The sequence below is a fragment of the Prochlorococcus sp. MIT 0604 genome (genome assembly GCF_000757845.1).
In the GTDB taxonomy this organism is placed as follows: Bacteria; Cyanobacteriota; Cyanobacteriia; order PCC-6307; family Cyanobiaceae; genus Prochlorococcus_A.
On record NZ_CP007753.1, the window covers coordinates 1,009,023 to 1,024,774 of the forward strand.

A 15,752-nucleotide genomic window follows, 5' to 3' on the forward strand; every position below is an offset into this window, starting at 1 on the left:
AAATCAAGAAAAAGTATTATTCTTGCTAGTTGGATATTGAATTCTTCTATGTCTAATTCTTTTCCACACATTCAAGAATGCCCTTTTTATTAGAAAAATTTCTCCTTTCGATAAATTACTATCATCTAATTGCCCATCTTTTTGTCGAGAGTAGATAATATTAGATATTATTTCCAAAGCTTCTTTATCAGATGCATTAATATTCATAGCTCTTAATGCAGCTTCACATCCATCTGCAAGCATTAAAATAGCTGTTTCTTTTGACTGGGGAATAGGGCCTTTGTATCTAAAGTAATATTCATTAATATCAAGATTTTTTTCTTTAGCTTTTTGAAAAAAATATCCCATTTTTAGGGTGCCTTGATGTTCAGGGATAAAATTAGCTATTAGTTTAGGTAGTCTATTTTTTTTTGCAAATTTCAATCCTTCATCTACGTGAGCCTGTAATACTTCTGCACTTTTTATCGGATCATCTAATTCGTCATGAGGATTCTTTGAACCATCCTGATTTTCAATAAACCAATTAGGTGCGTGTAATTTACCAACATCATGATATAAAGCTCCAGTTTTAATTAGATCAATATCACCACCAATGATTCTTGTTGCTTCCTCTGCCAAACCACATATAAGTAAGGTATGTTCAAACGTACCGGGAGCTTCAAGAGACAATCTTCTAATTAAAGGTTTCTCCTTATCAGCTAATTCGAGCAATCTTGCTTTAGTTAATAATCCAAATATCGATTCAAAAATAGGAATAAATAAAATAGTAAAAAGCATTACTATTGCCAATAACAAGGAATCAGAAAATATATCCCCATTAGCTAAAACAAAATCTTGGTTCTTAATAAGAGATATATTATCTTTACCTATCAATATCCATTGACTCAAAAACGATCCTATTGGGACAAAAATTGATAGTTGAAGTAACTGAGCTCTACTTCTTATTCTTCCTCCAAGTAGAGATACTACTGAAGCGCAAACTAATAGAATAAAAAATAAATTATTATTAATAGCAACTGCTGGGTCTGGCCAACTAAAGCTTGCTATTGATACCCAAGCTAAAGCTGTTATGCTTCCCATTCCTTGAGATATTATTAATGCAGGCGGAATTATAATAGACAATGGACTTAGGGTTGAAGCTAAGGCTAATTTCGTAGCTTGTACTGCTAAGAGAAGAGTAATGATCAAGAAGATCTGTCTAGAAGATATTGTGGGATTCTCTTTTTTTGAAACTAATATCAAAATTCCGGAACTAATAAGTATTTCAATAAAGGTCAAAAGCCAAGAAAAAATATCTGAGATACTTAAAGGTGAACTAAGGAGTAATTTATAAGAAGAAATTATTGAAATTAAAATGCATAATAAAAAAATTATGAGATTATCTATTCTTGAAATTTTAATTGGTTGTTTCGCTGGAACTTGACTTCGTCTCCACAGATAAAACAATTTCTTTAAGGTAGATGTGATGTTTTGCACAGAATATAAATAAATCTATTTGAATAATTTAAAATTATAGGCATGCTAAATGTAAAAAAGGAGAAGTTTTTCTAAATGTCATTAAAATTAGACGGTAAAAAATTATCTCTTGAAATTGAAGAAAGATTAAATGATTATATTTCTAGTAATAAAAAATTTACAAAAAGAGCTCCCGGTTTAGCTGTAATAAGAATAGGTGAAGACCCTGCAAGTGGTGTTTATGTTAATAACAAAGAAAAAGCATGTTCAAGGATTGGGATAGAGAGCTTTATCTTTCATCTAAAAGAAAGAGTAGATCAAAAAGAAGTTGAACAATTAATAATAAAACTTAATTCTGATAAGGATATTGATGGAATTTTGCTTCAACTTCCCATCCCAAATAAGTTTGATGAGCAAAAACTAATCAGTCATATTAATCCAAGCAAAGATGTAGATGGATTAAATGAGATAAACATAGGCAAATTAGTAAAAAATGAGCCGGCAATGAGATCATGCACTCCAGCAGGAATTATTAATTTATTAAGATCCCAAAATATTACAATTGAAGGTAAGAAAATTGTTGTTATTGGAAGAAGTTTGCTTGTTGGCAAACCCCTATCGCTTATGTTGTTGAATTTAAATGGAACGGTGACAATGACTCATTCAAAAACATTAAATTTGAATAAAGTTTGTAGAGAAGCCGACATACTAATTGCAGCTGCAGGAAAACCCAATCTTGTAGATTCGAGTTTTGTGAAAGATGGAGCAGTAATTATTGATGTTGGCATACATAGATTAAAAAGTTCCGATAAGAATCGAACCAGATTATGTGGAGATGTATTATTAGAAGATGTTATTTCTAAAGTATTTGCTTACACACCTGTACCAGGAGGTGTTGGACCAATGACAGTAACAATGTTACTTGTAAATACTATTTTTAGCTGGAAAAAACAATTTGGTTTATCATCAACTCTTAACGACCTTTTGCCATAGACTCCAATATGAAAAAAATTTTTACTAAATGTTCAAGATGACTGAAGTTATAAATAGTATTTCTGATTTTGAAAAATATCTTAAAAACACAAAAAAGGTTGTAGAAGAGGCACTTGATTTTTCTTTGGGTCCTGAGAATCCAGAAATATTAAGAGAATCAATGAGATATTCACTTTTAGCTGGGGGGAAAAGAATACGTCCAATTTTATGTTTAGCATCTTGCTCACTGGCAGGAGGAGAACCCTCTCTTGCTGTTCCTACTGCAGTAGCAATAGAAATGATCCATACAATGTCATTGATTCATGATGATCTGCCTGCCATGGATAATGATGATTTAAGGAGAGGTAGGCCGACGAATCATAAAGTATATGGAGATGCAATAGCTATTCTTGCAGGCGATGCTTTATTAACCAGGGCCTTTGAAATGGTCTCTTTAAGAAGCCCTGGAGTCGATCCAAATAGATTATTAAATGTAATTGGTGAATTGTCCCTTGTTGCTGGTGCACCAGGTCTAGTTGGAGGCCAAGTTGTTGATTTGGAATGCGAAGGTAAAGAAGTCAATCTTGAAACTCTCGAATATATTCATCTTCATAAGACTGGGGCTTTATTAAAGGCCTGCGTAAGAACAGGTGCTATGATCGCCGGCGCTAACGAAAAGCTCTTACAAGCTCTCACAACATATGCAGAAGGAATTGGCTTAGCCTTCCAAATAATAGATGATATTCTTGATTTAACTTCCAGCAGTGAAAAGCTTGGTAAAACTGCAGGCAAAGATCTTTTAGCTGATAAGACTACTTACCCTAAATTACTTGGGATGGAGGAGTCAAAGAAAAGAGCATTTGATTTAGTTGAAAAAGCAAAAAAAGCAATTGAACCTTGGGGTGCAGATGCAAAATATTTAATATCCTTAGCTGACTTTATTACAAATAGAGACAGATAATTAGTTTTAATTTATGTCTGAGTTTTTTCCCTTTTTTAATAATTCAGTTCTTTTTTGGAGCTTAATATCCTGTTTACTAGCTCAATTTTTGAAAATTGTATTCAATTTTATTTTAACTCGAGAGATAAGATTTGGAATTATATTCGAGACTGGTGGCATGCCTTCAAGTCATTCCGCCTTAATAACTGGTGCTACATCTGGTATAGGTTATGAATTGGGATTTGATAGCTCAATATTCGCTTTGTCAGTTGTTGTAGCTCTAATAGTTATGTATGACGCTAGTGGTGTTCGAAAATCAGCTGGAATTCAAGCTGCAGAAATCAATAAACTATCAAAAAAACTAGATCCTCAATCTGAATTAACTTTAAAAGAAACCCTTGGTCATACAAAAATTGAGGTCATCGTGGGAAGTTTTTTAGGACCATTAATCACTTTGCCTGGAATGTTTTTTTTAGGTTCTCCTCTCAAAATATTTGATTTAATAATAAATTAAGAGTCCTTTGAAAAACTCATTTGGGTGGCATCTATAAAGTTTTTTGCGACTTCAGGAGAACTTGGCAAATGTAAGTGAATCCAACTTGCATGTAATTTTTCATCAAAAAAACCTTCATTTTTGTATTCAGTTTTCCAAGATTTAATTTTCCATGGAGAAGAAAGTTTCTTATGATGCTCGGCCTTTCTTAAATCAAGCTCAGATAAATTATTTTCAATTTCCCAATAATGAAATTCATGTCCTCTAATTAATTGATTTTGTTTAATTATCGGAGTATCTTTTAAACCTTCAATATATCTATAACCTACTGAAAGTTTACTTTTTTTTGTACTAAAAGACAGGACGCCACTCATTTTATGATTATTACCATTTTCATCTTTTATAAAGTCTCCTAAAATCATCATCCCTCCGCACTCTGCATATATAAAGCCATTATTGCGGAATTCCCTTAATGAATTTAGGCTTTTTATAGAGTTACTTATATGATCAGCATATTTTTCAGGGAAACCTCCAGGAATAATTAAAGAAGAAGCCTCATTAGGTATTTCTTCATCATCATAAATACTCCATGAAATCAATGGTATGCCAATTTCACTCAAAAACTCCTTAGTTTCAGGGTATTGAAAATGAAAGATTTTATCTTCTGCAATTGCAATAGGTTTACTTTTATCTATTTTAAAATCTTTAAAACTGACAGAATTAAATGTTTTTTTTTGGGGAGATTTCAGAAATTTAATAAGGGAAAATACATCAAGATTTCTTTCGGCAAAATTTGCAAAATATTCAACATCAATTTCTTTACCATTATCCAATGGGGATATTAAACCTAAATTAGCTTTGTTTAAAGTTATTTTTGAATCAGATGGTAAAAAACCAAGAATCTCGATATCTTCATTTTCAAAAACTTCTTTGATTAATTTTTTATGTCTATCTGAATTAACGTTGTTAAATATAATTCCTGATATTGACAACTCACTATCGAAATCTCTAAAACCTCGAACAGTCGCCAAAAGAGAAGCTACTTGACCTCTAGCATTAACAATAAAAATTATAGGGGCCTTGAGAAGTTTAGAGATATTTGCCGTGCTGGAATAGGTTGTTGACCCTAATCCATCAAATAGACCCATTGCTCCTTCAATTAATGAGAATTCGTATTTCAAAGAATGTTTTAAAAAACTTTCTTGAACCCATTCCTCACCACTTAAAAAAATATCTAAATTTCTACAAATAGGTTGGCCAATTGAACTAAGTTGTTGTTGATCGAGATAATCTGGGCCAACCTTGAAAGTTTGTATCTTTATACCTTTTGAGAAAGCCCAACAAGATATCAAAAGGGATAATGTAGTTTTGCCACTATCAGTTGAAGGAGAAGATATTACACAAGGCATTTATTAGTTATTAAAACCATTAAATATTTGAAGGGCTATTTTAATAGAATTTTCAAAAAGAGGACTTGTATTCCCTCTACTACTTCCCAATAATTTACTAACATCATACTCTGATGTAGAAAAAGAATTAGGAACAACTTGTTCTATTAATTCCATATTAGCCATTCCCCCTGCTTCAAGTCTCATACATTCAACTGATTCACAGCCAAGTATTACACAAGTGTTATTTTTTTGAACCTCACTAATTTTTGAAATCAACCTCAATCCAATAACTTGTCCTAAATGAATACTTGGATTTCCCAAAGATAAGGGGTTTATTGATGCAGAAATTATTTCGCCATTAATTCTTTCAAACTCTATTTTTGTTGATTCTGTATCCCTTTCAACTCTTAGAAAAGACCAACCAAGTTTATCGCTAATCCATGAAATCAAAAACAAAGCTTGAATAATATGTTCTCCTGCGATATCAATATCGATATCAGTAATATGATCTAAAATTGGTCGCCTCGAAGGCGGATCAAAAATCATTGCCAATGATTCCCTCCAATTTTTCAACCTAACCCAATTCAAATCATTAATAGATTTATTTGAATTATTTAATTGATCTAAAACTTTTAAACATTTGTTAGGCGATCCAAGAGCAGTATCAATTATTAACCGTAGATCATGATTAGTAAAATATTCGAAGATTTCAGGCGATTCATCCAAGCTTCCATTCCACCACAACCATGAAGGTAATTCATCAATAGATAATTCATCAATTATTTTTAATCCTTTATTAGATATTGAGGCTGAGTCCCCCCTGATAACAACTAAATCCCCACATATAGGTTGAATAGCTGGAGTATCACTTAATGGACAGTAAGCGGATACAAAAGTTTTGAGATCTGAATTTTTATTTAACGTTGGCGCTAGAGTTATTAATCTTCTTGGATTCAATGTACTTATTGATGATTCAAAAAATTGTCCTCTAAAGTCTTCAAAGTCATTATTAGATAAATTTTGCTTTAACAAATTTAATAAATTTTCACTTCCAAGGGAAGTAGTGATAGGAAGTCCTTGATCTAGTATGAATTTTTTAGCAACTTCAATTATCTCTGTACTTAAATTTCCAGTAATTGGTCCATTTACTAATCCTTTTTGAACCAAGCATTGTTCTAGCCAAGCAGGCTGCCAGACCATTAATGTAAAAGTATTAGCTCCAGAATTATCTTTATCTTCAGAAATCCATAATTTATTAAGGTAATTAGAAATTTCCTGAGAAGGCAATTCTAATGGAGTTTGAAGTGTTAGTTGAGGTTTCATTTTTAAGGTCTACGCCAGAAAATATTATCTTTTGAAAGTAATTGATCAGACTCAGGAGGTCCCCAAGTCATAGATTCATAATTATAAATAGGTAACTTCCAAGGAGAATTATCCATCAAATCTATTAATGGCGTATAAAGTTTCCAAGCTGCCTCTACTTCATCACTTCGAGTAAATAAAGTTGGATCAGAAAGCATTGCATCAGCTAATAATCTTACATAGCCTTCATCTGAGGGTTCTCCAAATGATTCATCATAAGAAAATTCCATCTCAACAGGTCTTGATTTCATTCCAGAGCCAGGAGATTTTACCTCAAATTTGAAAGTAGCTCCTTCGTTTGGCTGAATTCTAAGGATAAGTTGATTTGGGGAAGGGTTTATTATTGTTGATTCAAATAAATGAACTGGAACGTCTTTAAAAGTCAAGACTATTTCTCCAAGTCTTTTAGGTAGTCTTTTCCCTGTTCTTAAATAAAAAGGAACGCCTTGCCAACGCCAGTTATCAACAAAAACTTTTGTGGCAATATAAGTTTCTGTTGTGCTATTACAATAAACCCCATCTTCCTGCCTATACCCTTTGAGTCGACTTGAAATATTTCCTCCTTCTCCATATTGACCTCGTATGCAACAATTCCACGGTTCATTTTCATCAGCAAGTTTTGAAGCTTGAAGAACCTTAGCTTTTTCATTTCTTATTGCTTCTGGTTCGAACTTTCCCGGCGGTTCCATAGCAGTAACAGCAAGCATTTGTGTCATATGATTTTGAAGCATATCCCTTAAAGCACCAGAACTCTCGTAATAACCTGCTCTATCTTCAACACCCACTGTTTCAGATGAAGTAATTTGAACACTTGATATATAATTTCTGTTCCAGATTGGTTCAAAAATAGTGTTAGCAAACCTCAAAACAAGAATATTTTGAACTGTCTCTTTACCTAAATAATGATCAATCCTATAAATCTGACTTTCTTCAGCACAACTTTGAACGATCTTATTCAATTTTTTTGCACTTGAATAATCTCTTCCAAAAGGTTTTTCTATCACTAAACGACTTTTTTTAGGGTCATCTAAAAGCCCAGCTGCTTTAAGAGCTTTACATCCACTTGCATAAAAATTTGGAGATACAGATAAATAAAATGTTCTATTCCCATGAGTAGCTTGTGTTTTATCAATTTCATTTAATCTTTTAGAAAGCCTTACGACGTTATCACTTTGTTGTAGGTCAACTGGTTCATAAAAAAGATAATTAGAAAATTGTTCCCACTCTCTTTCTTTACCAGATATTTGATTGGATAGCTTTACTTTCATCTTTTCTCTAAACTCATTATCAGTCCAAGGTCTTCTCGCACAACCAACTATTCCAAATTCACTAGGAATTCTTCTTTGTAAATAGAGTTCAAATAAGGCTGGTATTAATTTTCTATGAGTAAGGTCTCCACTTGCACCAAATATTACTAAGCATTGTGGAGATATGACTCTTTCCTGCCGTAAACCTAATCTTAGAGGATTACTTAAAGTTGAAGGCATATTTTTAGTATTCTTTTTTTAAAATCCTCTTTTTTTCTAAGATTAGCTACAAATTGTGTCTAAACCAAAAAGTATTTAGCAGGTGAAACTTAAATCAAATATAAAAGATTTAGTAGGTTTCTACGTGCCATCTTCCTGCTTTTTTTAGTTGAGGTCTTAGTTCTGACCAGTTCAAGCCTTTTTCCTCAGCTGCCTTAGTCATTGCTTCATCTATTCCAGGCTCCATACCCTTTAAACCACAAAGATATATATGAGTCTTTTCATCTTCAATCATATTGAAAAGTTCATTGGCTGATTCTAAAACTCTGTCTTGTATGTACATTCTTCCACCTTTTGTATTTTGCTGCTCACGACTAATAGCTTTTGTATATTTAAAATTATCTGGATTTTCATTAAGGTATCTTTGAAGATCTTCTTCATATAACAAGTTAGCTGATTTTGGAGCACCCATAAATAACCATGCTTTACCCTTGAAATTCCATTTATTTTTTTCTTTTTCGGTTGGTTCAAACATTCTTCTTAAATAAGCCCTCATCGGTGCTATTCCTGTGCCAGTGGCCAACATGACAATGTTTGCTTCCTCTTCATCAGGGAGAAGCATCTCTTTACCTACAGGTCCTGTTATTTTTACTTTATCGCCAGGCTTAATATCACATAAGTAAGTGGAGCAGACACCATTAATGGTTTCACCATCTTTTTCATACTGAAGCTGTCTCACACAAAGAGAAACTGTATTTCCATTAAAGTCATCTCCATGTCTGGTGCTGGCTATTGAGTAAAGTCTTAATTTATGAGGTTTTCCATTGGCATCTTCACCAGCAGGCATAATACCAATACTTTGACCTTCTACGTAATTTAAAAATGGATCACTATCTTTAAGGTCAAAAGTTATGTGATTAACTCTACCAATAGCTCCTTCTTTAAGAAGACTATAGTTTTCAATAACTGTTCCCTCGTATGGTGTCTTGGGGCGATAAATATTGACTGGAACATCTGCATGCTTTTTCTTGGCCACTTTAAGAGTTTCTGTTTTTGGAGCTTCTATTTTTGTATTATCTGTTTTCAAAACAGTTGTTTTTTTTGGTTCCACAGGCTTTGATTCAGGTTTTTTTGTTTTTGCTTCTTCAACAAATTTTAAAGCTCTTTTATTAAAAGTTGTGAGTATAAAATAAAAAACAGCTATTACTACTGGTATATGAGCTAATCCGCCTGCGATTACTTTTGCTTGTGAATACATTTTTTAAGATTTCTTTTATAAAAGATTATCAATTTGTAGTTTAATTTGTAGTGATTTCACAAAAATGGTTACGTTTTGAGATCGGAATAATTTAATGAAATTATTTTTATTTTTCAGTATTTATTGTTTTTATCGGTATAGTTACACAGAAATAATTTTTTATCTAATTAAAAAATTCATTTATGAATAATCCTCAAGCATCAGTAGATCATTCTAAAAACGATGATTACAGGACAATTGAGCAAACGATGGAGAAGCTTTCTGGTGGAACAAGAAGACTTGCAGCTCAACTTACAACCTCTGCGAGTTTTGATTCTTTGTGGAATGTTTTAACAGATTATGATCGACTAAATCTTTACATACCAAATTTACTTTCAAGCAAAAAAATATATCAAAATAACAATAATGTTCACCTTAAACAAGTTGGAGCTCAGGATTTTCTTGGTTTGAAATTTTCAGCTGAAGTAACTATCGATTTATTCGAAGATAAGGAGCTTGGTCTTTTAAAATTTAATTTGATTAAAGGAGATTTCAGAAAGTTTGAAGGTAGTTGGAAAATTCAGAATATTAAAAACAGACAAAAAAATTCATTAATTTACGATCTCACTGTTCAAGGTTGTCAGTGGATGCCTATAGGAATGATAGAGAAAAGATTAAAAAAAGATCTTTCAGAAAATTTGATTGCCGTAGATAGGCAAGCAAAGTCCTCAATAAATTAGCATTAAATTTTAAATAATAGCCCCAAGGGGATTCGAACCCCTGTCGCCTCCGTGAAAGGGAGGTGTCCTAGGCCTCTAGACGATGGGGCCAGGAAATTAGCATAACAGCTTATTAAAAATTAAGAGTAAGGCTAGCCTTTCGTCAAGTATTGTTGATCTTTGTTTTGTCCTTGCCACACAGGAACTGTAAAATGAAAACAGGAACCTACGCCAACTTCAGATACAACCCATATTCTTCCCCCATGGACTTGTACTATTCTTCTACATACTGATAGCCCTATCCCAAATCCTGAAGTTCCTTCAGAAGTCTGTGGGAGCCTGACTCTATCAAGAAAAATCCTTTTCTGTTCGCTCATAGGAATACCTGCACCTTTGTCACAAATTGTTATTTCAACCCATTGGTTTGTTTTGTGAATCATTGTAATTTTTATTGAACCAGAGTCTTTGGAAAATTTAATAGCATTTTCAATTAAATTTAGAAATACTTGCCTCATTCTTCTTTGATCAGCGAATACACTTGGTAAATCTGATGGAATGTCCGTGTCAATTTCAATATTCCTTAATCTCCAAAACTTTTCTAATTCAAGTATTACTTCAGCACTAATATTACCTAATTCAATTTTTTGAGGATTAAATAAAGCTTCCCATTTTGTTGTTCCGACCTCTAAAAGATCCTGAGATAAGAGTTCAATCTCTTCCAATCTTCTTTTAATTACCTCTTGCAATTTTGTAATATCTATTTGTCCAAGTTTTTGACTTTGAACCGCCAAAGTAGCTGCAGTTAAGGGTGTTCTTAATTCATGTGCAACCATTCTTAATAATCTTTCCTGAGATTCTATTCTCTTTGTTAATGTCTCATTCTCTTGTCTTAGAACAAGAAGTTCGTCTTCCAGAAGAAATTCTTTTTGAGTTCTTATTGAATCAATTTTGGATGGTTGCAAATTAATCCCTAAATTTTTTGTTAAACCTTCCTGTGTCCATCTTGGCAGCCACTTCTGCAACTGAGAAAAAATATTACTTCCAGCAAATATTTGTTTAGGAGCTGGGGAAACCTTTATAAGAGCGGGGATAGCCACTAATCTATGTAATTCGAGTAATTCTGGCTGTTCTGTGGGCTCCGAAATCTGAAGAGATATCTTAAACTCACAATCATCTGACTCTAAATAAGCTATCAGAGACTTAATATCATTACTAGAAAGTTGATTTCTAGCTGCTACAAGTATTAATCTTAGCTCTTTTTTATCATTCAAATGATTTCCCCTGAAGTGTTGAAAAGCTGTTAATCCTTATAAACACCTTAAGATATTTATTTTTATTCTACAAATAAGCTATGAAATAAATAGGACTTATTTATATATGGTTGTTGTCAATCAAAAGAAAAATTCAAATTTTGGAGCTAATCCTCCAGAAATTAATTTAAATAGTAATTTAAAAAGATGGTTTTCGAGAAATATTGGTTTGTGGAAATCTAATAGAACATATTTTCTTGATGAAATGCAAAAAACTTATAATTTATGTATGAATATAAATATACAAGCTCTTAAAAATAAATCTGAATGGGAATCTCACTATAAATTTACTTGGTATCCAGAAAAAAAATATAAATTTTTTGAGGAAAACCCCCAATATAAAGAACGAGGTGAAATGCTTGCATTCCTAAAGGGGCATCAACTTATGAGGGAAAATTTTTATTTAAGTAATGATGAAGGTGTTTCAAATATTAAGCAGGTAGATGAACACGAAATGATTTTTGAATCTTCTTACAAAGATTGGTACATACTTGAACATACAAGACTAGTAGATTCGGATAAGTTTAGATTCAGAGTTATATACTCATGGAACAAAAACAAGTTAAAAATAGTAGAGAATCATCATGAAATAAAAATTATTAAATAAGTGCTTTTTTATAAATTAATGCAAACTTAAAAATGTTATCTTGTAGTAAATGTTATTAGTTAATGGGCATTAATTTTTATTCAAAAAAAATTTTAAAATTACTTGGGATTAGCCTTTTTATACCCTTTACACTTTTTGAGATTAATTTAATAAATAGACAAATTAAGGCTGAAAAAAATTTAATTGCTGCATCTGAAAAAGATCTTTTCCTTTATCGACAAATGGGGGCCTCCTATCTTTGTATAGCTTCAAAAGCTGAAGTAGATTTTAAAAAAGGCCTTGGGATTGCTAGTGCTACCTTTGCAAATGTAATAATTGGGAAGCATGGAGGACTTATTAAAGAATTAGGAAATGAAAAACTTGATGAGAAAAAATTATATAACGCAGGTACATTTCAAATTATCGGAAGTGCACTTAATATTTGTCCTGAAAGTATTCCAAAAAATATAAAAAATGATTATGAAAAAAGGTTAAAGCAACTTGTAAAGCAAAGTAAAAAATAACTTTTATTTATTATCTGAACATTGAACTTACGGAACTTTCTTCGTGGATTCTCCAAATAGCTTCTCCAAGCATATTTGCTACAGAAAGAATTTTTAACTGTGGAAAATTATCTGTATGTATAACGGGTATGCTATTAGTTACAATAACTTGCTCGAATAGATTCTTAGTACTTAATCTTTCATAAGAAGGAGGAGAAAATACAGCATGTGAGGCACATGCAAATATTCTTTTGGCTCCTTCTTTTTTTAATAAATGAGCTCCAGAACAAATTGTTCCTCCCGTGTCGATCATATCGTCTATAAGAATAGCCGTTTTACCTTTAACTTCACCAATAACTGTTAGACTTTCGGCGATATTATGAGCCGATCTCCTTTTATCAATAATAGCCAAAGGAGAATCTTTCATTAATTTTGCAAATGCTCTTGCTCTCGCAACTCCACCTACATCAGGAGAGACGACAACTATTTCTTCTAGATCTAAAGTTTCTAGATAATCAATTAACACAGGCGAACCGTAAATATGATCGCATGGGATGTCAAAGTACCCTTGTATTTGGGCTGAGTGTAAGTCCATAGCAAGAACCCTATCAACTCCTGATTTTTCAAGCAAATTAGCAGTTAGTTTTGCAGTTATAGATTCTCTTCCAGAGGTCTTTCTATCTGCCCTTGCATATCCAAAATAGGGAATTACAGCCGTTATTTGTCTTGCAGACGCTCTCTTGCATGCGTCAACCATAATCATAAGCTCCATTAAACTATCGTTTACAGGAGCGCACGTAGGTTGTATAAGGAATACATCACAACCTCTAATAGATTGCTGAATCTGGACATAAAGTTCTCCATCAGCAAATCTTTTAGAAATTAAGGGTACATTTTTAATCCCTAAGTATGATGCAATTTCTTCAGCTAATTTAGGATTTGTTGTTCCACTTACTAGCCTTAATCTACTATTAGTTAGATTAAAGTTAGATTCTTTACTCTGCATTGCCGTGATAAAACTTGTCACGAAATTTGCACCATAAACTATATTCTTATCGTAGTCGTTTATGTGAATTTCGCAAAAGATATTGACTTATGTTTTCAAAAGTCCCATCAATTAAAAAAAATTGTTGATTAAAATCGGATCTAATATTTATTCAGTCTTAAAAGCTAGGAATAATATTTGTCAATTAAAGAAAATTTGTATATGGTTTAATTTAGAGAATTAGAAACTCTTTAAGTGTAAAGAATCAAAATATATACAAATGCCCATAGAATCAATTCTTGCAAAAAAATCATTAGGCGTACTTATGCATCCAACATGTATTCCTGGAGGAAGAGTATGTGGAACGTTTGGTAGAGGAGCTAAAGAGTGGATAAAAAAACTACATAAGCATGGAATTGAATACTGGCAATTTTTACCTCTTACACCTACTGACTCTACAGGTTCTCCATATAGTTCCCCGTCTAGTTTTGCACTAAACCCATGGTTTTTGGATCTAGATGATTTAATCGAGAAAGGTTTTATCTTGATTCCAAATAAAGAAAATCTTGATCCAATAAATCAGAATAAAGATGAGTTTGATTTTAATATTGCGGATGATTTAACAAAGAAAATAGGGCACCTACTTTTACAAGGTTGGAGTTCACAGCCTGAAGAAAAAAAAATAAATTTTAATAAATGGATCAGTAGGAATTCTTGGGTTGAAGATTATGCAACATTTGTTGTTATCAGAGAGGAGTTTAATATGTTGCCTTGGTGGGAATGGCCACAAGATTTTAAAATAAAAAATAACAATTTTTTAAAATTGTGGATTAAGAAAAAGAGTAAAGAGATACTTATTAAGAAATTAATACAGTGGCATCTAGATGAGCAATGGAGCTCCATTAAAAACTTTGCAAAATTAAAGAATATTAAGCTCATAGGAGATTTGCCTTTTTATGTCTCTAGAGACAGCGCTGACGTATGGAGTAATAAATCATTATTTTCAATTTTTAAGAATGGAGATTTAATATTTCAAAGTGGTGTTCCACCTGATTATTTCTCATCAACAGGACAATTATGGGGTACCCCAACTTACTTTTGGTCAAAACATAAGAGGACTAATTTCAATTGGTGGAGAAAAAGATTTCAAAGGCAATTTGAACTTGTGGATATTTTGAGATTCGATCATTTCAGAGGTTTAGCGGGTTACTGGAGAGTTAATGGCCGTTCTAAATCGGCAATTATCGGAAAATGGATAAATTCTCCAGGTAGAACACTATTGAAAAAAGTAAAAAAGGACCTAGGGGGTAAATATCTACCAATTATTGCGGAAGATCTTGGAGTAATAACCCCAGATGTTGAGAAATTAAGGAACAATTTTGAACTGCCTGGCATGAAAATATTGCAATTCGCTTTTGATGGCAATGAAGATAATCCTTATTTACCCAAGAATATTGAAGGAGAAAATTGGGTTGTTTATACAGGGACTCATGACAATTCTACTTCTGTTTCATGGTGGGAATATCTAGATTATGAATCCAAAAGAAGAATAAGAGATAAGTATAAATTTTCAGAAAATCCTTCTTGGGATTTAATAGAAATTGGAATGGACACAAATGCGAATCTATTTATCGCTCCAATACAAGATTTATTATCTCTAGACGATTCAAGTAGATTAAACAAACCTGGTACCACAAAAAACAATTGGAAATGGAAATTAAATCGATCTTTAGAAGAAATAGAAGATAATATAAAAACTTTTAGTGAGCTTGGAAATAATTTTGGGAGAACTAGAAAATAGGATTTCTTAAAATTTATTTTTCGATGATTTGATTTTCAATATTTTGAATCTCTATGACATTTACGTTTAAAATAAAGTATCTCTTTAATATAAATATAGTTAAAACTAATAGAAAAAAATATAAAAGACTTCCTTGCCAAGTATTGATAAGATCGAATTTCTTGAACAAAAAATCCTTTCCCCCTTTCTTTATAATTTTTCTTTCTTTAACTGCTAATTTTAATAATGTATTTTTTTTTAAACCTAAGCATTCCTCTAATTTAATTAATATAGATCTTATAAATGGATACTCTGGCCTAATATTTTTATTGTTACTTTCAATAGAATTTATTATTCGTTCAGGAATTTTTGAAATGTATGACAATTCTTTTATTGTAAGTTTTTGTTGAATTCTTGCTTCTTTTACTAACTTTGCAATTTCTATATATTGATCAACAAATCCAGGACTAAAGTCTTTATTTTTTTCAGATTTCTTATTAAATAAAAAGAGATTTTTCAAAATATTCATTCTATAGCCCTAATCTAATAAATA

Annotated in this window: 15 protein-coding genes and 1 tRNA gene; 7 read left to right on the plus strand and 9 right to left on the minus strand. The window is 32.0% G+C overall.

Annotated features, from left to right (window positions below):
- Positions 1 to 3: 3 nt before the first annotated feature.
- Positions 4 to 1,476, minus strand: coding sequence for an HDIG domain-containing metalloprotein (locus EW14_RS05685; protein WP_042850544.1), 1,473 nt, complete (start codon positions 1,474 to 1,476; stop codon positions 4 to 6).
- A gap of 75 nt (positions 1,477 to 1,551) precedes the next feature.
- Here EW14_RS05685 and folD point away from each other — a divergent pair, with 75 nt between their 5' ends.
- From folD to EW14_RS05700, 3 genes are read left to right on the plus strand one after another with little or no spacing between them, the layout of a single operon-like run.
- Positions 1,552 to 2,448, plus strand: a complete 897-nt coding sequence (folD, locus tag EW14_RS05690) for a bifunctional methylenetetrahydrofolate dehydrogenase/methenyltetrahydrofolate cyclohydrolase FolD (RefSeq protein ID WP_042850545.1) — start codon at positions 1,552 to 1,554, stop codon at positions 2,446 to 2,448.
- Positions 2,449 to 2,485: 37 nt separating this feature from the next.
- Positions 2,486 to 3,388 carry a geranylgeranyl diphosphate synthase CrtE gene (gene crtE, locus EW14_RS05695; RefSeq protein ID WP_042850547.1) on the plus strand — a complete coding sequence of 301 codons (903 nt, stop codon included), beginning with the start codon at positions 2,486 to 2,488 and terminating at the stop codon, positions 3,386 to 3,388.
- A 13-nt stretch (positions 3,389 to 3,401) separates the two neighbouring features.
- Positions 3,402 to 3,881 carry a divergent PAP2 family protein gene (locus tag EW14_RS05700; RefSeq protein WP_042850549.1) on the plus strand — a complete coding sequence of 160 codons (480 nt, stop codon included), beginning with the start codon at positions 3,402 to 3,404 and terminating at the stop codon, positions 3,879 to 3,881.
- Here the strand turns inward: EW14_RS05700 and EW14_RS05705 are convergent.
- The 4 genes from EW14_RS05705 to EW14_RS05720 form a co-directional block, all read right to left on the minus strand.
- A complete protein-coding gene (locus EW14_RS05705) occupies positions 3,878 to 5,269 on the minus strand; it encodes a cobyrinate a,c-diamide synthase (protein WP_042850550.1) in 1,392 nt (463 codons plus the stop codon). The genes EW14_RS05700 and EW14_RS05705 overlap by 4 nt on opposite strands.
- 3 nt (positions 5,270 to 5,272) lie before the next feature.
- Positions 5,273 to 6,574, minus strand: a complete 1,302-nt coding sequence (locus EW14_RS05710) for a glucose-6-phosphate dehydrogenase assembly protein OpcA (protein WP_042850551.1) — start codon at positions 6,572 to 6,574, stop codon at positions 5,273 to 5,275.
- Between the two features lie 2 nt (positions 6,575 to 6,576).
- Positions 6,577 to 8,100 carry a glucose-6-phosphate dehydrogenase gene (gene zwf, locus EW14_RS05715; protein ID WP_042850552.1) on the minus strand — a complete coding sequence of 508 codons (1,524 nt, stop codon included), beginning with the start codon at positions 8,098 to 8,100 and terminating at the stop codon, positions 6,577 to 6,579.
- Positions 8,101 to 8,209: 109 nt separating this feature from the next.
- Complete coding sequence (locus EW14_RS05720) at positions 8,210 to 9,337, minus strand: FAD-binding oxidoreductase (protein ID WP_042850553.1); 1,128 nt, start codon at positions 9,335 to 9,337, stop codon at positions 8,210 to 8,212.
- A gap of 182 nt (positions 9,338 to 9,519) precedes the next feature.
- Between EW14_RS05720 and EW14_RS05725 the strand changes: the two genes are divergently transcribed.
- Positions 9,520 to 10,056 carry an SRPBCC family protein gene (locus EW14_RS05725; protein WP_042850554.1) on the plus strand — a complete coding sequence of 179 codons (537 nt, stop codon included), beginning with the start codon at positions 9,520 to 9,522 and terminating at the stop codon, positions 10,054 to 10,056.
- 17 nt (positions 10,057 to 10,073) lie between these two features.
- On the opposite strand, the gene EW14_RS05730 is transcribed toward EW14_RS05725, so the two are convergent.
- A tRNA-Glu gene (locus tag EW14_RS05730) sits at positions 10,074 to 10,146 on the minus strand.
- Positions 10,147 to 10,187: 41 nt separating this feature from the next.
- Positions 10,188 to 11,306: a histidine kinase gene (locus tag EW14_RS05735; protein WP_042850555.1), complete on the minus strand. Its 1,119-nt coding sequence runs from the start codon at positions 11,304 to 11,306 to the stop codon at positions 10,188 to 10,190.
- A gap of 106 nt (positions 11,307 to 11,412) precedes the next feature.
- Between EW14_RS05735 and EW14_RS05740 the strand changes: the two genes are divergently transcribed.
- Positions 11,413 to 11,952, plus strand: coding sequence for a hypothetical protein (locus tag EW14_RS05740; RefSeq protein ID WP_042850556.1), 540 nt, complete (start codon positions 11,413 to 11,415; stop codon positions 11,950 to 11,952).
- Positions 11,953 to 12,014: 62 nt separating this feature from the next.
- Complete coding sequence (locus EW14_RS05745; RefSeq protein WP_042850557.1) at positions 12,015 to 12,455, plus strand: hypothetical protein; 441 nt, start codon at positions 12,015 to 12,017, stop codon at positions 12,453 to 12,455.
- Between the two features lie 10 nt (positions 12,456 to 12,465).
- Here EW14_RS05745 and EW14_RS05750 read toward each other — a convergent pair whose 3' ends face one another.
- Complete coding sequence (locus EW14_RS05750) at positions 12,466 to 13,461, minus strand: ribose-phosphate pyrophosphokinase (protein ID WP_042850558.1); 996 nt, start codon at positions 13,459 to 13,461, stop codon at positions 12,466 to 12,468.
- Between the two features lie 238 nt (positions 13,462 to 13,699).
- Here EW14_RS05750 and malQ point away from each other — a divergent pair, with 238 nt between their 5' ends.
- Complete coding sequence (gene malQ / locus EW14_RS05755; RefSeq protein ID WP_042850559.1) at positions 13,700 to 15,220, plus strand: 4-alpha-glucanotransferase; 1,521 nt, start codon at positions 13,700 to 13,702, stop codon at positions 15,218 to 15,220.
- A gap of 13 nt (positions 15,221 to 15,233) precedes the next feature.
- On the opposite strand, the gene EW14_RS05760 is transcribed toward malQ, so the two are convergent.
- Entirely contained in the window at positions 15,234 to 15,728 is a 495-nt protein-coding gene (locus tag EW14_RS05760; protein ID WP_042850560.1) for a RodZ family helix-turn-helix domain-containing protein, read from the minus strand.
- Positions 15,729 to 15,752: the final 24 nt, after the last annotated feature.